The sequence below is a fragment of the Paracoccus sp. (in: a-proteobacteria) genome (assembly GCF_030536915.1).
GTDB lineage: Bacteria > Pseudomonadota > Alphaproteobacteria > Rhodobacterales > Rhodobacteraceae > Paracoccus.
In genome coordinates this window covers 19,365-40,262 of record NZ_JAUNPC010000001.1, presented here as the reverse complement: position 1 = coordinate 40,262, position 20,898 = coordinate 19,365, and the positions used below count along the sequence as shown (strand labels likewise).

Genomic DNA, 20,898 nt, shown 5'->3' with positions numbered 1-20,898 from the left:
GGGACGCCGTTGTAGACCTGCAGGAACACCCGCATCCCTTCCTGCAGATAGGCCTTCTGGTCGCCGATCATGTCGGCGGGCGCGACGACCTGCTCATAATTCTCGGGCTCCATGAAGTGGAAGCCCTCGCCATCCTCATAAAGGAAATCGTAGCCGCGCTCGTCCACATGGGCGCGCTCGACCTGCTCGGTCGTCCGCCAGCGTTCCGAGACCTTGGTGCCGTCCGAGATGCGGCGCATGTCCACCTGGGTCACGGGGGTGCCCTTGCCGGGGTGGAAGTTCTGGGCGGTCAGCACGACATAGAGCTTGTCGTCGATCTCGACCACGTTGCCTTTGCGCAGGCTGGATGCGATGACTTTCACGGGCGTCTTTCTTGCGATGGGGGGATGCGTGGATTATCGGCGCGCTCCTTAGCGCAACCTTGCAGAAATCGCCAGAGATGACTGAAACGCCTTGGTGGGACGCGCGCCGCCACGCCGACCGCCGCCCCCTGCTGCTGGCCCGGAACCGTATCCAGCGCGCGCTGCGCGGCTGGCTGGACGAGAACGGCTTCACCGAGGTCGATCCCGCCGCCTTGGCGATCAGCCCCGGCAACGAGGCGCATCTGCACGGATTTTCCACCGAGGCCATCGGCAACGACGGGCAGGCGCGGCGGATGTATCTGCACACCAGCCCCGAATTCGCCATGAAGAAGCTGCTGGCGGCGGGCGAGACCCGCATCGCCGCCTTCGCCCATGTCTGGCGCAACCGCGAGCGCGGGTCACTGCACAGCCCCGAGTTCACCATGCTGGAATGGTATCGCGCGGGCGAACCCTACGAGGCGCTGATGGACGACTGCGCCGCCCTGCTGCGGCTGGCGGCCAAAGGCGCGGGTTCGACGGAACTGCGCTTCCGCGACCACCGCTGCGACCCTTTCGCCGCGCCCGAGCGGCTGTCGGTGGCGGATGCCTTCCAGCGTCACGCCGGTATCGACCTGCTGGCGACGGTGGGCGCGGATGGCGCCACCGACCGCGACGGGCTGGCACGGCAGGCGCAAGCGGCGGGGCTGCGGGTGGCCCCTGACGACACCTGGTCCGACATCCTCAGCCGCGTCCTCGTGACCCATGTTGAGCCGCATCTGGGCCACGGCCGCGCCACCATCCTCGACCGCTATCCCGCGCCGGAAGCAGCGCTCGCCCGCCGCGCCAAGGACGATCCCCGCGTGGCCGAACGCTTCGAGCTTTACGCCTGCGGGGTGGAACTGGCCAACGGCTTCGGGGAACTCACCGATCCCGCCGAGCAGCGCCGCCGCTTTGCCGCCGAGATGGCCGAAAAGGCCCGCGTCCATGGCGAGACCTATCCGCTGGACGAGGATTTCCTGTCGGCGCTGGCCCATATGCCGCCCGCATCCGGCATCGCGCTGGGCTTCGACCGGCTGGTGATGCTGGCGACCGCCGCACCCCGGATCGACGAGGTGATGTGGACGCCCGTGCCCTGAGCGCCGGGCGTCACGCCCCTGCCGCACCCCTGTCACCCATGCCCCCGGGTCAGCGCCTCGACCGGTCATGGACTGTGTCGATGCGCCTGCACGACAGCCCGCATCATCGTCGCCGATGACGACAACCTGCCCTTTCCGGGCGGGCGCGGGATCGGGCGGGCCGCGGACAACGAGTTCATCCCGCCGTCGGTGCCCGGGCCGCTGGCTGCCCGCTGAATCGGAAGCCTCGGGGTCCGGTCAGCCGCGTTCCAGCGCGTGGCGGATCAGGCCGGTCATGTTCGCGACACCCAGCTTGCGCTTCAGCGTCGAGGTGGCGTTGGCGACGGTCTTGTAGCTGACGCCAAGATCGTCAGCGACTTCCTGCAGCGACTTCCCCTCGCCCAGCAGCGCCAGCACCTGATCCTCGCGGTCGGTCAGGGCGGCGCGGCCGTCGGCGCCTGCGCGGCGGGTCGCCAGCGCCAGCGCCTGCCGGGGGGACAGGTAGAACTCGCCCGTCTCCAGCGCCCGGATGGCAGCGTTGAACTCCTCGGGCGGGGCGTTCTTGGACAGGAAGCCATGGGCACCCTCGGCCAGCGCGCGGGCGGCGAAGCCCGCCTGGTCGTTCATGGAAAACATCAGGATCGAACTGTCGGGCGAGCGTTCGAGGATCGGCGCGATCAGCGACAGCCCGCCCGCGCCCGGCAGCGAGATGTCGAGAACGATCACATCGGGGCGGTGATCTTCCAGCAGCGCCAGCGCCTCGTCCCCCGACATGGCCTGCAGCACGCTTGCATAGCCCAGATCGGCCAGCAGCCGGCCGCAGCCGAGATGGGTGATCGGGTGGTCGTCCACGACCATGGCGGTGCGGGACGGGGGTTGGTCCATCATGCAGGCTCCGGCGGCAGTGTCGCGCGGAGTGTGACACCCTCGGGGCCGTCCTGCATCTCGAAACTGCCGCCGAGCAGGGCGACCCGCTCGCGCATCCCCGAAAGGCCGTTGCCCTCAGCGGCACCGCCAAGGCCGCGCCCGTCATCGGAAAGGCTGACCTGCCAGCCATCCGCCCCGTGCGAAACGCTTGCCGTGACCCGGCTTGCGCCCGCGTGGCGCAGGGCGTTGGTCGTGCCTTCCTGCAGGATGCGGTAGATCGTCAGCGCCACGGCCTCGTCCGGTTCGGGCAGGCCGGGGGCGAGGTCGAGCGACCAGTCGATGCCCTCGTGGCGCTGGGCGAGATCCTCGAACATGTCGGACAGGACCGTGGCCAGCGGCAGTTGCCCCACCGCCATCGGCCGCAGCCCCGACAGCAGCGCCCTGTTCACATGGCCGATCTGGTCGGCGATGGCGAGGATGTCGCCGGCCCGGTCGCGCAGGCCGGGGTCGGTGGTGGCGTCGCGGATCGCCGCCGCCTCGACCCGCAGGGCGAAAAGGCAGGGGCCGTATTCGTCATGCAAGTCGCGGGCGATGGCCTTGCGTTCCTGGTCGCCGCGTTCCACCACCTGCCGCGACAGCCGCGCCCGGTCCGCCTGCGCCGCAGCCAGCGCCCCACCCAGCCGGTCCACGTCGCCCGCCAGGGGCTTGAGGTCGGGGGTGCCCACCCTGCCGATGCGGGCCCCCGTGTCGCCATGCGCCAGCCGGTTCAGCACCGCCGAGACCCGCGCAAGCGGCCTCAGGCCCCCGCGCAGGATCACCGGGGTCAGCGCCAGTTGCGCCAGCCCTGCCAGCGCCAGCAGCAGGGCAAGGGTGCGGGCGTCCTCCCACACCTCGGCGATCTCGGCCCCGGCATCCTCGGAAATGACCACATGCCCGCGCAGGTGCAGGTTCTCGATCACCGGAAGCTGGGTCGAGCGGATGCGGGGGGCGAGCAGGCGCGCGAACCATTCCGGGGCGGGATCGTCCGGGGTCGCGTGGGCCGCAGGGATCAGGGTGCGGCCGGTCGCCAGGTCATAGACCATGATCCGCGCGTGCCGGGGCTGCACCAGCCGGTCGGCCAGCGCGGCGGTCAGTTGTCCCGGCGGCACCGCGTCGATCAGCGTGCCGATGGTGGTGACGACAAGCTCGCGCGCGGCGCGCGTCGAGGCCTCGACCTCGGCCGCGACCGCCTGCCGGGCATTGGCCGCCAGCAATGCGCCAAGCCCGCCGACCAGCGCAAGCTGGACGACAAGGACCAAGGCCAGGATGCGGAGCGTGAGCGTCATCGCCCCGGATGTGACACGCCGCGCAAGAGCGGGGCAACCGGGTCGGGCGTCAGGCCAGCGCCGCCTCGGCCGCGGCGCGGATGGCGCGGATGTTCTCGCCGTAAGGGGCGCTGTTCGACACCGAGCCGCCCCGGAACACCGCCGAGCCCGCCACCAGCACGTCCGCCCCCGCCTCGGCCAGCCGGGGGGCGGTGGCCGGATCGACGCCGCCGTCGATCTCGATGTGCACGGGACGGTCGCCGATCATGGCGCGCAGGCGTCGGACCTTTCCGGTCATGTCGATGAACTTCTGCCCGCCGAAGCCGGGGTTGACCGTCATCACGCAGATCAGGTCGGCAAGGTCCAGCAGATGCTCGACCGCTTCCGCCGGGGTGCCGGGATTGAGCGCCACGCCTGCACGCGCGCCCGCGCCGCGGATCGCCTGCAGGGTGCGGTGGATATGTGGGCCCGCCTCGACATGGGCGGTGATGATGTCGGCGCCCGCCTTCGCGAAGGCGTCGATATAGGGGTCCACGGGCGCGATCATCAGATGCACGTCCATGACCGTGGTGACATGCTTGCGGAAGGCCGCGACGGCAGGGGGTCCGAAGGTGATGTTGGGGACGAAATGCCCGTCCATCACGTCCACATGCACCCAGTCGGCGCCCTGATCCTCGACCGCGCGGATCTCGCGGCCGAAATCGGCGAAATCGGCCGACAGGATCGAGGGCGCGATCTTGATCTTGCGGTCAAAGTTCATGGAGGTCGTCCTTCCTGCGGCTGCCGTCCGGGTCGGGCCCGGCGGGAAAGACGCGGGCTCGCGCGGGTGTCGGACCGGGTCATAGTCCAGAGTTCCGCCGCAGTCACGCGCCGATCCCGAAAGGAAGGCTCCTTCGTTTGCCGCGGGCGATCATTTTCCCTTTACATGGCGGCGCATGGGAAATCCGGCGTCCCGGGCACGAGATCATCGGCCCCTGCCGCTTTCCGGCCATGTCCGGGGAAAGAAGGGCGGCACGGGCCTGCGCCGTTGCAGGCCGACTGCCCTGCCCGCCGCTCTCGTGCCGGCGTTTCTACTTCAGCGGCTCCTGCGGGCCTTCGGAACCGCGCGGGGGGCGGCCCTCGGCGCGGTCGCGGTGCAGGGCTGCGCGGCCCAGCACCATCAGCGTCACCGGCATCGTCAGCATGATAAGGCAGCCCAGGAAGATCTCGTGGATCACCCAGCGCGAGCCGATGGTGGAAAACATCAGCATCGAGCCGATCAGGATGCCCGCTGCGCCCCAGCTTGTCCCCAGGGTCGGCGCATGCAGCCTTTCATAGAAGCTGCCCAGCCGGATCAGCCCGATGGTGCCCAGAAGCGTCAGGATCGTGCCCAGAAGGACGAAGCCCGAGATCAGGATGGCGATGACGGGGGGGATCTGGTCCAGATGGCTCATTCGATCACCTCGCCCCGCATCAGGAACTTGGCCATGGCGGCGGTGGCGACGAAGCCCAGGGTGCCGATGACCAGCGCGGCCTCGAACTGGTAGATGGTGCCCTGCTGCATGCCGGTGACGACCAGCAGCAGCATGGCGCACATGTACATGGTGTCCAGCCCCAGCACCCGGTCCTGCGCCCGCGGGCCCCGCAGTGCCCGCAGCACCGAAAGCACAAGCGAGATGACCAGGCAGATCTGGGAAAAGGTGAGGACGGCGGACAGGATCGTTGCGCTCATTCGAAGATCTCCATCAGCAGGGACTCGTAGCGGGTCTTGATGGTATGGACCCAGTCATCCTCGTCCAGAAGGTCGAAGACATGCAGCAGCAGCAGGCCCTTGCGCGGTTCGTATTCGATCCAGGCGGTGCCGGGCGTCGCGGTCACGATGATCGCCAGCACCGCAAGCCCGTTCGGGTTGGTCATGTCCAGCGGGATGGGGACAAAGCCGGCGCGGCGCCGGCCGCCCCGTCCCTGCGTCAGGATCAGCCCCGCCACCGCGATGTTCGAGCGGATGATGTCGCCGCCCACGCGGAAGAACAGCCGGATGATCTGGCGGGGCCGGCGGACCATGATCCGCTCGGGCGTGAGGCGGCGATAGGCGAGCCCGCCGAGGATGCCCGCGATCACCGCCAGCACGAACTGCCCCGGGGTGAAGCTGGTCAGCACCATCCACAGGATGGTCAGGACAACGGTGACGATGGGATGGGGGAACAGGGTCATGGATCGTCAGACCCCACCGGCGGCGCGGTCAGCACGCCCCCGATATAGACCTGGTTCTGGGTCAGGGCGTCGGCGGTGCGTTCCAGGTAGCGCAATGCCGGTTCCGCCTGGATCGACAGAAGGACGACCGTCGCCACCAGCATCAGGATCGGCACGATCTCGAGCATCGGCAGCGGCGGTTCCTCGGTGTTGGCCCAGAGGCTCTGGATGCCCCAGCGGACCATCGCCACCAGCGCGCAGAAGCCCGTCACGATCAGCAGCACCACGAAGGCCCAGTGGCCCCACATGCCGGGCAGGACCTTGGCGCGCTCGACCGCGCCCGACAGCATCCCGAACTTGCCGAGGAACCCCGCCAGCGGCGGCAGGCCCGCCACCACCAGCACGCAGGCCAGGAAGGCCACGCCCAGCAGCGCGGTCGCCCCGGGGATGGCCCGGCCCTCGTCGGTCGGCTCGTCGATCTCTTCCTCGGGGTCGGCATAGGCCTCGGCGGTGATGGCCAGAAGCCCGGCGATGCCGCCTTCCTTGCGGCCGATGGGTTCCGCCAGCAGGAACAGCGCCGCGATCGCGATGGTCGAGGCGATCATGTAATAAAGCGCCGCCGTCAGCATCGGCGCGTCGTCGTAGATCTGCGCCAGCCCCACGACCGCCAGCAGCGTCCCCGAGGACACCAGCACCAGGTTGCCGGTCATCCGGCCCAGGTCCTGCGCCTGCAGCACCCCCAGCGCGCCGAAGATCATGGTGGCCATGCCGCCCGCCGCCAGCACGTTGGCGCCGAAACCCGCCGAGTCGCCCGCCCCCGCGCCGAAGAGCAGCAGGCCGAGGCGGATCACCACATAGGCCCCGACCTTTGTCAGCAGCGAGAAGACCGCCGCGACCGGCGGCGAGGCCGCGCCATAGGCGTTGGGCAGCCAGAAGCACAGCGGCCACATCGCCGCCTTGACAAGAAAGGCCCCCGACAGCAGCGCCGCCGCCGCATGGACCATGGGGCGGTCGGCCTCGGACAGCCGCGGGATGCGGGACGCGAGATCTGCCATGTTCAGCGTACCGGTGGCCCCGTAGATCAACGAGACGCCCAGCAGGAACAGCATCGCCGCGACCAGGTTGACGGCGATGTAGTGCAGCCCCGCCCCGACCCGGACCCGGCCCGTGCCGTGCAGCAGCAAGCCGTAGGAGGCCGCCAGCATCACCTCGAAGAAGACGAAGAGGTTGAACAGGTCGCCGGTCAGGAACGACCCGTTGACCCCCATCAGCAGGAACTGGAACAGGGGCGAGAAATGCTGCCCGTTCCGGTGCCATCCCGCGCCTGCGTAAAGCAGCGCCGGCAGGGCGACGATCGAACTCAGCAGCAGCATCACCGCGGCCAGCCGGTCCAGCACCAGCACGATGCCGAAGGGCGAGGGCCAGTCGCCCAGCAGATACAGGGTGACGATGTTGCGCCCCATGTCGGCCGAGCCGCCGGCGCGATCGACCAGCGCGATGGCGGCGGCCAGCTGCAGCACGCAGGACAGGATGCCGATCGCCAGTTTCAGCCGCCGCTGGCGTTCGTCATACATCAGCATGATCCCCCCCGCCAGCAGCGGGATCAGGATCGGCAGGACGACGATATGGGCCGGAGAGATCACTGGCCGCGCTCCCTTCCGTCGACGTGGTCGGTGCCGGTCAGCCCGCGCGAGGCCATGATGACGACAAGGAACAGGGCGGTGGTGGCGAAGCTGATGACGATGGCGGTCAGCACCAGGGCCTGCGGCACCGGATCGGCATAGGCGTCGGGGTTGACGAAGCCGCCCTTGGGCATGATGGGCGCGGCGCCCGTCGCCAGCCGGCCCATGGCGAAGATGAACAGGTTGACGCCATAGGACAGCAGGCAGAGGCCGACGATGACCTGGAAGGTGCGCGGCCGCAGGGTCAGCCAGACGCCGGATGCGACCAGCACGCCGATGCCAAGGGACAAGGTCAGTTCCATCACACGCCCTCCCGCTGTTGTTCCTGTTCCTCGTGGCGGTTTTCCTGCTCCTCCTTCGGGTCGGCGTCGGCTGCGGTCTCGCGCGCCCGCAGGCGGGACGAGCGCAGCGACTGGTGGGCGATGGCGATCTGGATCAGCACGGTCGCCCCCACCACCGTGGCGAAGACGCCGAGGTCGAAGATCAGCGCCGTCGCCGCCGGAACCTGCCCGATCACCGGCAGGGTGACATACTGGGCATGGGCCGTCAGGAACGGATAGCCGAACAGGAACGAGCCCATGCCGGTCGCCACCGCGATCACCAGCCCCAGCCCGATCCAGCGCACCGGCAGGATGGTGATGCGGCTTTCCACCCAGCGCACGTCCCTTGCCAGGTATTGCAGCAGCAGACCGATGGCGAAGGCGACGCCGCCCGCGAAGCCGCCGCCCGGCAGGTCATGGCCGCGCAGGAACAGATACATCGACAGCGCCACGGTCAGCGGGAACATCCACTGCATGATGACCGAGGGGATCATCATCATCACGTCATGCCGTGTGGGCTCGCGATCCGCCTCGCGCTCGCGCTCGGGGTCGAGGGGGGGCAGTTCGTTGAAGGTCTGCTGCGAGGGCAGCGCCACGCTTTCCGGCGCCGGGCGGAAGCGGCGCAGCAGCGCGTAGCAGGTCAGCGCCACGATCCCCAACACGGTGATCTCGCCCAGGGTGTCGAAGGCGCGGAAGTCCACCAGGATCACGTTGACGGCGTTCGTGCCGCCGCCCTCGGCATAGGAATTGCGGCGGAACCAGTCGCCGATGGTCAGCCCGGCGGGCGTGGTCATCACCGCGAAGGCGATGGCCGCGACGCCCGCGCCGCAGACGGTCGCCACAACGAAATCGATGGCCCGCCGCCTGCGGGCGGTGAAGCGGTCGTCGCCCTCGATCAGCTTCATGCGCTTGGGCAGCCAGCGCAGGCCCAGCAGCAGCAGCACGGTTGTCATGATCTCGACCAGGGTCTGCGTCACCGCGAGGTCGGGGGCCGAGAACCAGGCGAATGTCACGGCCGTCACCAGCCCGGCGCCCCCCAGCAGCGCCAGCGCGGCAAAGCGGTGGTACTTGGCCTGGATCGCCGCACCGATGGCGCATGCGATGCCCCCCATCCACAGCAGCGCGAAGGTCGCGTCGAAGTTCTGCAGCAATCCTTCGGGCACCAGCCGCGCGGCGCCCCACAGCGTCGCCGCCGTCGCCCCGAGGCTGAGCAGCACCAGCAGCCGCAACTGCACCTGCAGGCGCGGGCTGCCGATCCGGCGATAGGCCCAGGCGGGCCACTTGCGGGTCAGCACCAGCATCAGCCGGTCGAAGACCTGCTGGCCGCGGACCAGCGACAGGAAGGCCGGCGCCTCGTTCGCCTCGGACACGCGCCGCGCCATCAGGAAATACAGGATCGTGCCCGCCACCAGGGCGACGAAGCTCATCGTCAGGGCGACGTTGAAGCCGTGCCACAGCGCCAGGCTGTAATAGGGCGCGTTGTCGCCCAGCACCGCCAGCACGCCCGAATGCAGCGGGCCGCCGATCAGGGCGGCAGGCCACAGGCCCACCAGCAGGACGATGGCAACCAGGAACTCGACCGGGCGGCGCATCCAGGCCGGCGGCTCGTGCGGTTCCTTGGGCAGGTCGGTGGCCGGGGGGCCGAAGAAGACGGTGACGATGAAGCGCAGCGAATAGGCCACGCTGAAGGTGCTGGCGATGGTAGCGATATAGGGCAGGGCGGCGTCCAGCCAGGTGCCGTTGTGCCAGTCGGCGGCCTCGGCGAAGAACATCTCCTTCGACAGAAAGCCGTTCAGCAGCGGCACGCCCCCCATGGCGGCGGCGGCGACGATGGCCAGCGCCGCGGTGCGCGGCATGGAATGGCGCAGCCCGCTGAGGCGGCGCATGTCGCGGGTGCCGGTCTCGTGGTCGATGATGCCCGCGGCCATGAACAGCGAGGCCTTGAAGACCGCGTGGTTCATGATGTGGAAGATCGCGGCCACGATCGCCGCGCCGCTGCCCATGCCGCACAGCGCGGTGATCAGCCCGAGATGGCTGATGGTCGAATAGGCCAAGAGCCCCTTCAGGTCGTTGCGCCACAGCGCGATCACCGCGCCCAGCAGCAGGGTCAGCATCCCGGTGCCCGCGACAATCCAGAACCAGGCATCGGTGCCGCCCAGCACGGGCGAGAAGCGGACAAGGATGAACACCCCCGCCTTCACCATTGTCGCGGAATGCAGGTAGGCTGAAACCGGCGTGGGCGCCGCCATCGCGTTCGGCAGCCAGAAATGGAACGGGAACTGCGCCGACTTGGTGAAGGCGCCGATCAGGAACAGCCCGAGGATCCAGCCATACCAGGGATGCGCCCGCACCCGGTCGCCCGCGGCCAGCACGTCGTCCAGGTGGTAGCTGCCGGCGGCATGGCCCAGCAGGATCATCGCCATCAGCAGGCAGAGGCCCCCGGCGCCGGTCACGATCAGCGCGGTCCTCGCCCCGTCGCGGGCGGCGGCATTGTGGTTCCAGTAGCCGATCAGCAGGAAGGAAAAGAGGCTGGTCAGTTCCCAGAACACCACCATCAGGATGATGTTGCCGGAAATCAGCATCCCCACCATCGACCCCGCGAAGGCCAGCAGGAAGCCGTAGAACCGCGGCACCGGGTCCGAGGGCGACAGGTAGTAGCGGGCGTAGATGACGACCAGCAGCCCGATGCCGTAGACCAGAAGCAGCATCAGCCAGGAAAAGCCGTCCAGCCGCAGCGTGACGTCAAGCCCCAGCGAGGGCGCCCATTGGATGCTGCGGGCCACAGCCTGCGCATCGGCCACATCCCCCATGACCGCAAACAGCGCCAGCAGCCCCGCGATCATCACGCCGCCTGCCAGCACTACCTCGGCGTTGCGGGCGGTGACGGGCATGGTGACGGCCAGGATCGCGCCCGCGAAGGGCAGCACCGCAAGCAGGAGAAGGAGGTTCTGGGCGAGCATTCGTCGGCGGCTTGCCTTTCTTCGTCCGGTTGCGGCTTGCAGCGCCGCGCGATTGGATCGACCGCGCGGGCCGGGTTCTTGGCGCGGCGCAGGGAAACGGTCCCGCCGCAAGCGCTTTCCAGGGGCCATCGCGGGGACGCCACGGGGCAGGCACGATACGCGCCTCCGGGCCGGACTATGCCCGCCCCTTGCGTATCCGCAAGGTCGGAAAACGGCCTCAGCCTGCCAGAAACTGCTTTGACGCCGAGCTACAGGGACAGTTCCGGGGCGTCAATCACCTGCCCCGGACAAACGGAGTCACAAAAGCGCAAGCCGGGCCGGATGGTGCGCGTCGATGTCGCAGGGGGTTTCAGTGGTGAGCCCAACAGGATTCGAACCTGTGACCCACTGATTAAAAGTCAGTTGCTCTACCAACTGAGCTATGGGCCCAACACAGGGCGTCTCCTTACGGATGCGCGTAGCGGGGGTCAAGGCCAAATCGCCGCGCATCTGGCGGAATCATGACGGCGCGCGTATATCGCCGCGATGGAACAGGAAAACCCGGGCGGCCTCGGCTTCGTCAAGATGCACGGGGCGGGCAACGACTTCGTCATCATCGACTCGCACGGCGCCCTGCAGCGGCGGGTGACGCCTGCGCTGGCGCAAGCGCTGGGGGACCGCAACCGGGGCGTGGGCTTCGACCAGCTGGCCGAGATCCGCCCCGACAATGCGGCGGACTATTGGCTGGAGTTCTGGAACGCCGACGGGTCCGAGGCGGGGGCCTGCGGCAATGCCTCGCGCTGCGTGGCCGAGCTGATGATGCGCCATCTGGGGCGGGACCGGGTGCGCTTTTCCACGCGGCGCGGGATGCTGGAGGCGGAACGCGCGGGCGGGCAGGTCCATGTCAACATGGGGCATCCCCAGCTTGCTTGGGACGAGGTGCCGCTGGCGCGCGAGATGGACACCGAGCGGCTCCCGCTGGACGGCAGCCCCGCGGCGGTGGGCATGGGCAATCCCCATTGCGTCTTCTTCGTCCCCGATGCCGAGGCAGTGGACCTGACCACGATCGGCCCCCGGATCGAGTATGACCCGCTGTTCCCCGAACGCACGAATGTGGAATTCGCCTCGCTGACCGCCCCCGACCGCCTGCGGATGCGGGTCTGGGAACGTGGCGCGGGCGTCACGCTCGCCTGCGGGTCCGGGGCCTGCGCGACTGCGGTCGCGGCGCATCGGCGCGGGCTGACGGGGCGGCGGGTGGTGCTGGACCTCGACGGCGGCACGCTGGCCGTGGACTGGCGCGAGGACGGGGTCTGGCTGACCGGCCCCGTGGCGCACGTCTTCGACGGCGTGCTGTCCCCCGATTGGCTGGCCGCGACATGATCGCTCCCCCGATCTTCGCCACGCTGGGCTGCCGGCTCAACGCTTACGAATCCGAGGCGATGGCCGAGATGGCCCGCGAGGCCGGCCTGAACGGCGCGGTGATCGTCAACACCTGCGCGGTGACTGCCGAGGCCGTCCGCAAGGCCCGCCAGGAGATCCGCCGCCTGTCGCGCGAAAACCCCGGCGCGCCGATCATCGTGACCGGCTGCGCCGCCCAGACCGAGCCCGAGACCTTCGCCGCCATGCCCGAGGTCGCCCGCGTCGTCGGCAACCACGAGAAGATGCAGCCTGCGACCTGGGCCAGCCTCGCCGCGCCCGACTATGGCACCGAGCGGGTGATGGTGGACGACATCATGTCGGTGCGGGAAACGGCGGGCCACCTGATCGACGGCTTCGGCCGCCACCGCGCCTATGTGCAGGTCCAGAACGGCTGCGATCACCGCTGCACCTTCTGCATCATCCCGTTTGGCCGCGGCAACTCGCGGTCCGTTCCGGCAGGCGTGGTGGTGGACCAGATCAGCCGCTTGCGCGACCGGGGCTTCAACGAGGTCGTGCTGACCGGCGTGGACCTGACAAGCTGGGGCGCGGACCTGCCGGGGCAGCCACGGCTGGGCAACCTCGTGCGGCGCATCCTGAAGATGGTGCCGGACCTGCCGCGCCTGCGGATTTCCTCGATCGATTCGATCGAGGCCGACCCCGAGCTGATGGAGGCGATCGCCACCGAGCCGCGCCTGATGCCGCATCTGCATCTGTCCCTGCAGCACGGCGACGACCTGATCCTCAAGCGCATGAAGCGCCGCCACCTGCGCGACGATGCCATCGCCTTCTGCGAGGAAGCCCGCCGGTTGCGCCCCGGCATCGTCTTCGGCGCCGACATCATCGCGGGCTTTCCCACGGAAACCGAGGCGCATTTCGGGAACTCGGTGAAGCTGGTGCAGGATTGCGGCCTGACCTTCCTGCATGTCTTCCCCTACAGCGCCCGCAAGGGCACCCCCGCCGCCCGGATGCCGCGCGTCCCCGGCCCTGCGATCAAGGATCGCGCCGCGCGCCTGCGCGCCGTGGGCGAGGCCGCGCTGTCGGTGCATCTGCAGGCGCAGGTCGGCCGCACCCACCGCGTCCTGACCGAAGGCCCGCGCCTCGGCCGCACCGAGCAGTTCACCGAGGTCGCCTTTGCCCATGACATGCCCGAGGGCGCGCTGGTCGAGGTCACGATCACCGGCCATGACGGCGCCCGCCTTGCCGCCTGAGCCGCGCACCGACTGGCGCAGGTATTCCCGGCTGAAGCGCCGCATGGGTATTTGAGCCAGAAAGAAGCCCCTTTTCCTTGCCCTCCGGACCGGTGACATCTTTCTGGTCCGGATACCGGTGCGGCAGGCGCGGCGCTGGACTGCAATGCTGGCGATTGCGCTTCCGCAGCGGTTGCCCTTAGCCTGCGGGGCATGACGATACTCTATACGCATCCCGCATCCGAGCGCCACGTGACCCCGCCCGGCCACCCCGAGCAGGTCGCCCGCCACAAGGCGGTGCTGGGCGCGCTGGCGGACCTGAACCTCGACCGCCGCGAGGCGCCGCTGGCCGCTGAGGCCGACGTGCTGCGCTGCCACCCCCAGCGCTACCTCGCCCGGCTGAAGGCGGCGGTCCCGGCGCAGGGGCAGGTGGCGCTGGATGCCGACACCTGGCTGTCGCCGGGCAGCATCGAGGCCGCGATGCGGGCCGTGGGCGCGGCCTGCGCTGCGGTGGATGCGGTGCTGGGCGGAGAGGACAGTCGCGCCTTCGTCGCCATGCGCCCGCCGGGGCATCACGCCGAACGCGAGACGGCGATGGGCTTCTGCCTGCTGGGGACCGCCGCCATCGCCGCCGTGCGGGCGCTGGACCATCACGGGCTGGACAGGGTGGCGGTGCTGGATTTCGACGTGCATCACGGCAACGGCACGCAGGATCTGTTGTGGAATGAATCCCGCGCCTTCTTCGCCTCGACCCACCAGATGCCGCTTTATCCCGGCACCGGGCGGGCCAGTGAGACCGGCGCGCACGGGCAGGCGATGAACCTCCCGCTGCCGCCCGGCTCGGGCGGGGCGCAGGCCCGCGCGGCATGGCGGCAGATCACCGACAGGCTGCGGGACCATGCGCCGCAGCTTGTCATCGTCTCGGCGGGCTTCGACGCCCATGCGGCCGACCCGCTCGCCGCGCTGGAATGGGAGGACGATGACTTTGCCGCGATCACGCGCATGATCGTGGATGCGGCGGGTCAGGCCCCGGTGGTCTCGGTCCTGGAAGGGGGCTATGATCTGGCCGCGCTGGGCCGGTCGGCCCGCGCCCATGTCACCGCGCTTCAAGGAACCGCCTCATGACCGACGCCGAAATCGACGGGATGTCCTTTGAGGACGCGATGAAGGAACTCGAATCGGTTGTCGGCAAGCTGGAACATGGCGAGGCGACGCTGGAGCAGTCCATCGCCCTTTACGAACGCGGCGCCAAGCTGCGCGCCCATTGCGAGCGCCGCTTGCGCCAAGCCGAGGAGCGGGTCGAGAAGATCATGCTCGCCGCCAGCGGAGAGCCCAGCGGGACCGCCCCGGTCGAAGGGCTGTAAGCATGGAGCAGAGGCTGGAGGAGGTGCAGCGCACCGTCGCTGCCGCCATCGAGGCTGCGCTGGCGGACCTGCCGCCGGGCGACCTGACCGACGCGATGCGCTATGCCGCCACCGGGGGCAAGCGCATCCGCGCCTTCCTTGTGCTGGAATCGGCGCGGCTGTTCGGCATTGAGGACCTGAGCGCCATGCCGGTCGCCGTGGCGGTGGAACTGCTGCACGCCTACAGCCTCGTCCATGACGACCTGCCCGCGATGGACGACGACGACCTGCGCCGGGGTCAGCCCACCTGCCACATCCGCTGGACCGAGGCGACGGCGATCCTGGCCGGCGACGCGCTGCAGACGCAGGCCTTCGCGATGCTGGCCGACCCGGTGATCGGCCCCGCCGAGGCGCGCATCGCTTTGGTGGCAAGGCTGGCCGAGGCGTCCGGTGCGCGCGGCATGGTCTGGGGACAGGCGCAGGACATCGCGGCCGAGACGGCGGGGGTTCCGCTGGACCTGCCCGCCATCGAGGCCTTGCAGCACGCCAAGACCGGCGCGCTGATCCGCTTTGCCGCCACCGCGGGGGCGGTCATGGGCGGCGCCGATCCCGCGCCCTTGCAGGCTTACGCGCAAAACCTCGGCCTCGCCTTCCAGATTGCCGACGACATCCTCGACGTGACTGCCAGCGCTGAGCAGACCGGCAAGCGCACCGGCAAGGACGAGGCGGCGGGCAAGGCCACCTTTGTCTCGCTGCTGGGGCTTGAGGAAGCGCGCGCGCGGGCCGCCGAGATGGTGGCGCGGGCCGAGGCCACCCTTGACCCCTATGGCGACCGGGCCGGAAACTTGCGGGCACTGGCGCGTTTCGTTATCCACCGCAGAACCTGAGACCGACCGCCCTTGGGGGGGTCCGCCCGCCCGGAAGGGGCCAGCCCATGACCGACACGACCTCGCGTCCTGCAACGCCGATCCTCGACCGCGTCGCCTCGCCCGCCGATCTCAAGGCGCTGAGCGACCGGCAACTGCACCAGCTTGCCGACGAACTGCGCGCCGAGACGATCAGCGCCGTCAGCGTGACCGGCGGCCATCTGGGCGCGGGGCTGGGCGTGGTCGAACTGACCGTGGCCCTGCACGCGGTCTGGGACAGCCCGCGCGACAAGATCGTCTGGGATGTGGGCCACCAGTGCTATCCCCACAAGATCCTGACCGGCCGCCGCGACCGCATCCGCACCCTGCGGATGGAAGGAGGGCTTTCGGGCTTTACCAAGCGGTCGGAAAGCCCGCATGACCCTTTCGGGGCGGGCCATTCCTCGACCTCGATCAGCGCGGCGCTTGGGTTTGCCGCCGCCCGCGACCTCGGCGGCGATCCGGGCGACGCCATCGCCGTGATCGGCGACGGCGCGATGAGCGGCGGGATGGCCTTCGAGGCGATGAACAACGCGGGCCACATGGGCACGCGGTTGTTCGTGATCCTGAACGACAACGAGATGTCGATCGCGCCCCCCACGGGCGCAATGTCGAGCTACCTGACCCGGCTTTACACCCAGGGGCCGTTTCAGGAACTCAAGGCCGCCGCCAAGGGCGCGGTCAGCCTGCTGCCGCCGCCGATGCAGGAGGGCGCGCGCCGCGCCAAGGAGATGCTGAAGGGCATCACCATCGGCGGCACGCTGTTCGAGGAACTGGGCTTCTCCTATGTCGGCCCGGTGGACGGCCACGACCTCGACCAGCTTCTGCCGCTGCTGCGCACGGTCAAGGCGCGGGCTGACGGGCCGGTGCTGATCCATGCGGTGACGAAGAAGGGCAAGGGCTATGCCCCGGCCGAGAACGCCGCCGACCGGGGCCATGCCCGCGCCAAGTTCGACGTGATCACGGGCGAGCAGGCCAAGGCCAAGTCCAACGCCCCCAGCTACACCAGCGTCTTTGCCAAATCCCTGATCGCCCAGGCCGAGCGTGACGACCGCATTGTCGCCATCACCGCCGCCATGCCGGACGGCACCGGGCTGAACCTGTTTGCCGACCGCTTCCCGCGCCGCTGCTTCGACGTGGGGATCGCGGAACAGCACGCCGTGACCTTCTCGGCCGGGCTTGCCGCCGGGGGGATGCGGCCCTTCTGCGCGATCTATTCGACCTTTCTGCAGCGCGGCTATGACCAGGTGGTCCATGACGTGGCGATCCAGCGCCTGCCCGTGCGCTTCGCCATCGACCGCGCCGGGCTGGTCGGCGCCGATGGCGCGACCCATGCCGGGGCCTATGACGTGGGGTTCCTGGCGAACCTGCCCGGCTTCGTCGTCATGGCCGCCGCCGACGAGGCGGAACTGGTCCGCATGGTCGCCACCGCCGCGGCCCTCGACGACCGCCCCTCGGCCTTCCGCTTCCCGCGCGGCGAGGGCACCGGCGTCGAGATGCCCGAGCGCCCCGAGCCGCTGGAAATCGGCCGCGGCCGCATCGTGGCGGAAGGGGCGCGGGTGGCGATCCTGTCCTTCGGCACCCGGCTGTCCGAGGTCCTGCGCGCCCGCGAATCGCTGACCGCGCGCGGCCTTGCCCCCACCGTGGCCGACGCCCGCTTCGCCAAGCCGCTCGACCGTGACCTGATCCTGCGGCTGGTGCGCGAGCACGAGGCGCTGATCACCATCGAGGAGGGCGCGGTCGGCGGCTTCGGCAGCCATGTGGCCCAGCTTTTGGCCGAGGAAGGCGTCTTCGACCGGGGCTTCCGCTTCCGCAGCATGGTCCTGCCCGATACCTTCATCGACCACGCCAGCCCCGAGGCGATGTATCGCGCCGCCGCGATGGACGCCCCCCAGATCGAGGCCAAGGTGCTGGAAGTGCTGGGTGTGGCCGCGCTGGGACGGAGGGCGTGAGGGCCCGGCGTCTTCCCGCGACAAGGCCGCGCCGTGTTCCTCACCAGGACAACGGGGCGTTGAGGAACGGGTGAGGTTGAAGCCGAGGCGGACGGCTTCTAATCAGCCCCCATGACCCGCAACACCCACCCCGACGCGCATCCCGACGACCCGCATTACATCACCCGCTCGAACTGGCTGCGGGCGGCGGTGCTGGGGGCGAATGACGGGATCGTGTCGATCGGCTCGCTGGTGGTGGGCGTCGCCGTGGCGGCGGGCGATCCGCAGGCCGTGATGATCGCGGGGGGCGCTGGGCTGGCGGCCGGGGCGCTGTCGATGGCGGCGGGGGAATATGTCAGCGTCAGTTCCCAGGCCGATATCGAGGCCGCCGACATCCACCGCGAGCGTCAGTCCCTGCGCCACCAGCCCGACATTGAGCTTGAGGAACTGATCCTCATCTACGAATCACGCGGCCTCGCCTCCGACACCGCCCGGCTGGTCGCCTGCGAACTGACCGAGCATGACGCCTTGGGCGCTCATATGCGCGACGAACTGGGCCTGACCGAGGAACTGGCCGCCAACCCGATGCAGGCGGCGATGGCCTCGGGCGCGACCTTCACGGTGGCGGGGGCGATCCCCTATCTCGCGGCGCTGCTGACCCCTGTGGGACTGATCGTGCCGGTGGTGCTGGTGGTGACGCTGGCCGCGCTGGCGGCGCTGGGCATGCTGGGGGCATGGGCGGGGGGTGCGCCTCTCCGCCCCGCTCTCGTGCGTGTGTTGTTGTGGGGTTCATTCGCGATGGCGGTGACTTCCGTGATCGGGCATCTTTTCGGGGCCGTCGTCTGACAAGCCCCGAGGTTCCCGATGCGCCTTGCCGTCCTTGCCCTGTCGCTTGCGCTGGCCGGTCCCGCCGCCGCGCAGTCCATGCTGCCCACGCTTTACGACGTCACGGGGGTCAGGTCGAACGACGTGCTGAACATCCGGGCGATGCCCGACGCCTCGTCCTCGATCCTGTCCGAACTGCCGCATGACGCCACCGGCGTCGAGGTGATCGAGACGCGGTCCGGCTGGGCGCGGGTCAACACCTTCGAGAGATCCGGCTGGGTCAACATGCGCTATCTCAAGGAACGTCCGGACGTCTGGAAGCCGGGCGAGATCCCGGCCACGCTGAACTGCCTGGGAACCGAGCCCTTCTGGTCGCTGCGGCAGGTCGGGACCAACATCGTCTACGAGACGCCCGAAGTCTCGCGCCCGCTGCAGCGGCGCGTGGTGGTGGACAACCCCGCCCGGCGCGAGCCCGCGCGCAGCATCATCGCGGGGGATGCGCAGGGCCGGCTGACGGTGGTGCTGACGCCTGCGCAATGCAGCGACGGCATGTCGGACCGCGCCTTCGGGCTGTCGGCCACGCTGCTGTTCGAGGGGGCGGGACAGGCCACGCGGATGGAGAACGGCTGCTGCCGGATCACGCCCTGACGGATTCTTCCGCCAGGATCGCGGCCAGCCCGCTGCGATAATCCGGGTGGATCAGGCGGATGCCGAGATCGCGCTTGATCCGCGCATTCGAGACCCGCTTGCTTTCGGCATAGAAGCTGCGGGCCATCGGCGTCATCTCGGCCGTGGCGAAGTCCTCGGCGGGCGGCGGGGGCAGGCCCAGCAGTTTCGCGGCGTGTTCCAGCACGTCCTCGGGCGGGGCGGGGTCGTCGTCGCAGAGGTTGTAGACCGCACCCGGATCGGGCCGGGCGATTGAGGCCGCGAGCGTCTGCGCGATGTCCTCGGCATGGATGCGGGAAAACACCTGTCCCGGCTTGATGATGCGCCGGGCGGTGCCGTTGCGGACCTTCTCGAAGGGGCCGCGTCCGGGCCCGTAGATGCCGGCGAGGCGGAAGATGTGCAGCGGCAGGCCGTGGGCCGCGGCGAGCGCCTGCCACCCGGCCTCCGCCGCCATGCGGTCGCGGCCCCGACGGGTCGAGGGGGCAAGTTCCGAGTCCTCCTCCACCCAGTCCCCCTGCCGGTCGCCATAGACTCCGGTGGTCGAGAGATAGCCGAGCCAGCGTGCCGGGCTTGCCGCGATGGCCGGGCCGAAGTCGCGGAGCGCCGGACATTCGCCCGCATCCGGCCCGGCGCTGACAAGGATCGCGTCGGCGCGGGCGATGGCGTCCCGGATCGCGCCTTCCTGACCGGGCCAGCGCAGGGGCGTGGCGCCTGTGGCTGCGACTCGGGCGGGATCGTCGCGAGTGGTGCCGGTGACGGTCCAGCCTTCGGGCAGCAGCCTCCGGGTCAGGAAACCGGCCGAATAGCCGTGGCCCAGCACCACCAGACGCAGGGTCATGCGCGGGCCAGTCCCAGGACCTCGGCGCCGATGGCGAAGGATTTTTCGCGCGCCGCCGGGTCCCAGATGTTGCCGGTCAGGATCAGCTCGTCGGGCTTGTAGCGGGCCACCATCGCGTCGATCTGCGTCCTGACCGTGTCGGCGGCACCCACGGCGCTGACACTCAGCACCCGGTCCACCATCGACTGGTATTGCGCGGGCACGACCGCATCAAGGTCATCCACCGGCGCGGGCAGCAGGCCCGGATTGCCGGTCCGAAGCCGGAAGAACTGGATCTGCGAACTTGTCCGCAGCCTGCGCGCCTCCTCGTCCGTATCCGCCGCGATCAGGTTCGCGGCCAGCATGAAGCGCGGCTTGTCCCCCCACGGCCCCGGCTGGAAGCGGTCGCGATAAAGCGCCACCGCGTCATCCAGCGCGTCGGGCGCGAAATGCGAGGCGAAGGCATAGGGCAGGCCCAGCGCCGCCGCGAGGCTGGCCCCGTAAAGCGACGAGCCGAGAATCCAGACCGGCACGTTGGTCCCCTGGCCGGGATGGGCGGCCACCGCCACACCCGGCCGCTCTGGGCTGAGATAGTGCAGCAGTTCCACCACGTCGTTCGGGAAATCCTCGTTGCGCGACTGGCCCCGCCGCAGCGCGTGCATCACCGCCCCGTCGCCGCCGGGCGCGCGGCCAAGGCCGAGGTCGATCCGCGGCCCGTGGATGGTGGCCAGCGTCCCGAAGGCCTCGGCCACCGCCAAGGGTGCGTGGTTCGGCAGCATGATGCCGCCCGCGCCCACGCGGATGGTTTCGGTATGATCGGCGATATGCCCGATCAGCACCGCCGTCGCGGCGCTGGCGATGCCGGGCATGTTGTGGTGCTCGGCCAGCCAGAAGCGCTTGTAGCCCTGCGCCTCGGCGGCTTTCGCCAGCCGCACGCTGGCGGCGATGGCGGCCTTTGCGTCCGAGCCCTCGGGCACCGGCGCGAGATCGAGAATAGAGATGTCCATGCCCCCGAGATAGGGCCGCCGCCGCCGTCTTGCCAGTGCCACGGCCCGCTGACACTCT

General features: G+C 69.7%; 20 protein-coding genes, 1 tRNA gene and 1 pseudogene. 9 read left to right on the top strand and 13 right to left on the bottom strand.

The annotated features are described in order from the left end of the window. Nucleotides 1-362 (bottom strand): annotated as a pseudogene (locus tag Q4F04_RS00200) (elongation factor P); the annotation flags it as partial. Between the two features lie 77 nt (nt 363-439). On the opposite strand from Q4F04_RS00200, the gene epmA reads away from it, so the two are divergent. Beyond that, nucleotides 440-1,477, top strand: a complete 1,038-nt coding sequence (gene epmA / locus Q4F04_RS00195) for an EF-P lysine aminoacylase EpmA (RefSeq protein WP_303367822.1) — start codon at nt 440-442, stop codon at nt 1,475-1,477. 237 nt (nt 1,478-1,714) lie between these two features. Here epmA and Q4F04_RS00190 read toward each other — a convergent pair whose 3' ends face one another. From Q4F04_RS00190 to Q4F04_RS00145, 10 genes are all read right to left on the bottom strand, one after another. Further along, entirely contained in the window at nt 1,715-2,344 is a 630-nt protein-coding gene (locus tag Q4F04_RS00190; RefSeq protein WP_303367821.1) for a response regulator transcription factor, read from the bottom strand. After that, on the bottom strand, nt 2,341-3,648 hold the full coding sequence (locus Q4F04_RS00185; protein WP_303367820.1) for a histidine kinase: 1,308 nt from the start codon (nt 3,646-3,648) through the stop codon (nt 2,341-2,343). Before Q4F04_RS00185 ends, Q4F04_RS00190 begins: the two co-directional genes overlap by 4 nt. A 49-nt stretch (nt 3,649-3,697) precedes the next feature. Then, nucleotides 3,698-4,387, bottom strand: coding sequence for a ribulose-phosphate 3-epimerase (gene rpe / locus Q4F04_RS00180; RefSeq protein ID WP_303367819.1), 690 nt, complete (start codon nt 4,385-4,387; stop codon nt 3,698-3,700). Nucleotides 4,388-4,697: 310 nt separating this feature from the next. Next, on the bottom strand, nt 4,698-5,060 hold the full coding sequence (mnhG, locus tag Q4F04_RS00175) for a monovalent cation/H(+) antiporter subunit G (protein WP_303367818.1): 363 nt from the start codon (nt 5,058-5,060) through the stop codon (nt 4,698-4,700). Further along, entirely contained in the window at nt 5,057-5,338 is a 282-nt protein-coding gene (locus Q4F04_RS00170) for a K+/H+ antiporter subunit F (protein WP_303367817.1), read from the bottom strand. Before Q4F04_RS00170 ends, mnhG begins: the two co-directional genes overlap by 4 nt. Continuing rightward, the gene (locus Q4F04_RS00165) at nt 5,335-5,820 is read right to left on the bottom strand and encodes a Na+/H+ antiporter subunit E (RefSeq protein WP_303367816.1); all 486 of its coding nucleotides are present in this window, start codon (nt 5,818-5,820) and stop codon (nt 5,335-5,337) included. The genes Q4F04_RS00170 and Q4F04_RS00165 overlap by 4 nt, the downstream gene beginning before the upstream one ends. Further along, on the bottom strand, nt 5,817-7,442 hold the full coding sequence (locus tag Q4F04_RS00160) for a monovalent cation/H+ antiporter subunit D (protein WP_303367815.1): 1,626 nt from the start codon (nt 7,440-7,442) through the stop codon (nt 5,817-5,819). Before Q4F04_RS00160 ends, Q4F04_RS00165 begins: the two co-directional genes overlap by 4 nt. Continuing rightward, complete coding sequence (locus Q4F04_RS00155) at nt 7,439-7,783, bottom strand: Na+/H+ antiporter subunit C (protein WP_303367814.1); 345 nt, start codon at nt 7,781-7,783, stop codon at nt 7,439-7,441. The genes Q4F04_RS00160 and Q4F04_RS00155 overlap by 4 nt, the downstream gene beginning before the upstream one ends. Further along, nucleotides 7,783-10,761 carry a monovalent cation/H+ antiporter subunit A gene (locus tag Q4F04_RS00150; protein ID WP_303367813.1) on the bottom strand — a complete coding sequence of 993 codons (2,979 nt, stop codon included), beginning with the start codon at nt 10,759-10,761 and terminating at the stop codon, nt 7,783-7,785. The genes Q4F04_RS00155 and Q4F04_RS00150 overlap by 1 nt, the downstream gene beginning before the upstream one ends. 353 nt (nt 10,762-11,114) lie before the next feature. After that, nucleotides 11,115-11,190, bottom strand: a tRNA-Lys gene (locus Q4F04_RS00145). A 96-nt stretch (nt 11,191-11,286) separates the two neighbouring features. On the opposite strand from Q4F04_RS00145, the gene dapF reads away from it, so the two are divergent. From dapF to Q4F04_RS00105, 8 genes are all read left to right on the top strand, one after another. Continuing rightward, a complete protein-coding gene (gene dapF / locus Q4F04_RS00140) occupies nt 11,287-12,120 on the top strand; it encodes a diaminopimelate epimerase (protein WP_303367812.1) in 834 nt (277 codons plus the stop codon). After that, nucleotides 12,120-13,367, top strand: coding sequence for a tRNA (N(6)-L-threonylcarbamoyladenosine(37)-C(2))-methylthiotransferase MtaB (gene mtaB, locus Q4F04_RS00135; protein WP_303367912.1), 1,248 nt, complete (start codon nt 12,120-12,122; stop codon nt 13,365-13,367). The genes dapF and mtaB overlap by 1 nt, the downstream gene beginning before the upstream one ends. 192 nt (nt 13,368-13,559) lie before the next feature. Beyond that, nucleotides 13,560-14,471 (top strand): histone deacetylase family protein, encoded by a 912-nt coding sequence (locus Q4F04_RS00130; protein WP_303367811.1) that lies wholly within the window; start codon nt 13,560-13,562, stop codon nt 14,469-14,471. After that, nucleotides 14,468-14,710 (top strand): exodeoxyribonuclease VII small subunit, encoded by a 243-nt coding sequence (locus tag Q4F04_RS00125; RefSeq protein ID WP_303367810.1) that lies wholly within the window; start codon nt 14,468-14,470, stop codon nt 14,708-14,710. The genes Q4F04_RS00130 and Q4F04_RS00125 overlap by 4 nt, the downstream gene beginning before the upstream one ends. A gap of 2 nt (nt 14,711-14,712) precedes the next feature. After that, nucleotides 14,713-15,576, top strand: a complete 864-nt coding sequence (locus Q4F04_RS00120; RefSeq protein WP_303367809.1) for a polyprenyl synthetase family protein — start codon at nt 14,713-14,715, stop codon at nt 15,574-15,576. 47 nt (nt 15,577-15,623) lie between these two features. Then, complete coding sequence (dxs, locus tag Q4F04_RS00115) at nt 15,624-17,546, top strand: 1-deoxy-D-xylulose-5-phosphate synthase (protein ID WP_303367808.1); 1,923 nt, start codon at nt 15,624-15,626, stop codon at nt 17,544-17,546. 111 nt (nt 17,547-17,657) lie between these two features. Then, the gene (locus tag Q4F04_RS00110; protein WP_303367807.1) at nt 17,658-18,371 is read left to right on the top strand and encodes a VIT family protein; all 714 of its coding nucleotides are present in this window, start codon (nt 17,658-17,660) and stop codon (nt 18,369-18,371) included. 18 nt (nt 18,372-18,389) lie between these two features. Next, the gene (locus Q4F04_RS00105; protein ID WP_303367806.1) at nt 18,390-18,998 is read left to right on the top strand and encodes a COG3650 family protein; all 609 of its coding nucleotides are present in this window, start codon (nt 18,390-18,392) and stop codon (nt 18,996-18,998) included. Here Q4F04_RS00105 and Q4F04_RS00100 read toward each other — a convergent pair. Beyond that, nucleotides 18,988-19,854 (bottom strand): SDR family oxidoreductase, encoded by an 867-nt coding sequence (locus Q4F04_RS00100; protein WP_303367805.1) that lies wholly within the window; start codon nt 19,852-19,854, stop codon nt 18,988-18,990. The two genes, Q4F04_RS00105 and Q4F04_RS00100, sit on opposite strands and share 11 nt — an antisense overlap. Next, nucleotides 19,851-20,840 (bottom strand): LLM class flavin-dependent oxidoreductase, encoded by a 990-nt coding sequence (locus Q4F04_RS00095; protein WP_303367911.1) that lies wholly within the window; start codon nt 20,838-20,840, stop codon nt 19,851-19,853. Before Q4F04_RS00095 ends, Q4F04_RS00100 begins: the two co-directional genes overlap by 4 nt. Nucleotides 20,841-20,898: the final 58 nt, after the last annotated feature.

Coding starts and splice junctions, on each gene's coding strand:
- epmA (WP_303367822.1), top strand. CDS start 440: ATGACTGAAACGCCTTGGTGGGACGCGCGCCGCCACGCCGACCGCCGC.
- Q4F04_RS00190 (WP_303367821.1), bottom strand. CDS start 2,344: ATGATGGACCAACCCCCGTCCCGCACCGCCATGGTCGTGGACGACCAC.
- Q4F04_RS00185 (WP_303367820.1), bottom strand. CDS start 3,648: ATGACGCTCACGCTCCGCATCCTGGCCTTGGTCCTTGTCGTCCAGCTT.
- rpe (WP_303367819.1), bottom strand. CDS start 4,387: ATGAACTTTGACCGCAAGATCAAGATCGCGCCCTCGATCCTGTCGGCC.
- mnhG (WP_303367818.1), bottom strand. CDS start 5,060: ATGAGCCATCTGGACCAGATCCCCCCCGTCATCGCCATCCTGATCTCG.
- Q4F04_RS00170 (WP_303367817.1), bottom strand. CDS start 5,338: ATGAGCGCAACGATCCTGTCCGCCGTCCTCACCTTTTCCCAGATCTGC.
- Q4F04_RS00165 (WP_303367816.1), bottom strand. CDS start 5,820: ATGACCCTGTTCCCCCATCCCATCGTCACCGTTGTCCTGACCATCCTG.
- Q4F04_RS00155 (WP_303367814.1), bottom strand. CDS start 7,783: ATGGAACTGACCTTGTCCCTTGGCATCGGCGTGCTGGTCGCATCCGGC.
- Q4F04_RS00150 (WP_303367813.1), bottom strand. CDS start 10,761: ATGCTCGCCCAGAACCTCCTTCTCCTGCTTGCGGTGCTGCCCTTCGCG.
- dapF (WP_303367812.1), top strand. CDS start 11,287: ATGGAACAGGAAAACCCGGGCGGCCTCGGCTTCGTCAAGATGCACGGG.
- Q4F04_RS00130 (WP_303367811.1), top strand. CDS start 13,560: ATGACGATACTCTATACGCATCCCGCATCCGAGCGCCACGTGACCCCG.
- Q4F04_RS00125 (WP_303367810.1), top strand. CDS start 14,468: ATGACCGACGCCGAAATCGACGGGATGTCCTTTGAGGACGCGATGAAG.
- Q4F04_RS00120 (WP_303367809.1), top strand. CDS start 14,713: ATGGAGCAGAGGCTGGAGGAGGTGCAGCGCACCGTCGCTGCCGCCATC.
- dxs (WP_303367808.1), top strand. CDS start 15,624: ATGACCGACACGACCTCGCGTCCTGCAACGCCGATCCTCGACCGCGTC.
- Q4F04_RS00110 (WP_303367807.1), top strand. CDS start 17,658: ATGACCCGCAACACCCACCCCGACGCGCATCCCGACGACCCGCATTAC.
- Q4F04_RS00105 (WP_303367806.1), top strand. CDS start 18,390: ATGCGCCTTGCCGTCCTTGCCCTGTCGCTTGCGCTGGCCGGTCCCGCC.
- Q4F04_RS00100 (WP_303367805.1), bottom strand. CDS start 19,854: ATGACCCTGCGTCTGGTGGTGCTGGGCCACGGCTATTCGGCCGGTTTC.
- Q4F04_RS00095 (WP_303367911.1), bottom strand. CDS start 20,840: ATGGACATCTCTATTCTCGATCTCGCGCCGGTGCCCGAGGGCTCGGAC.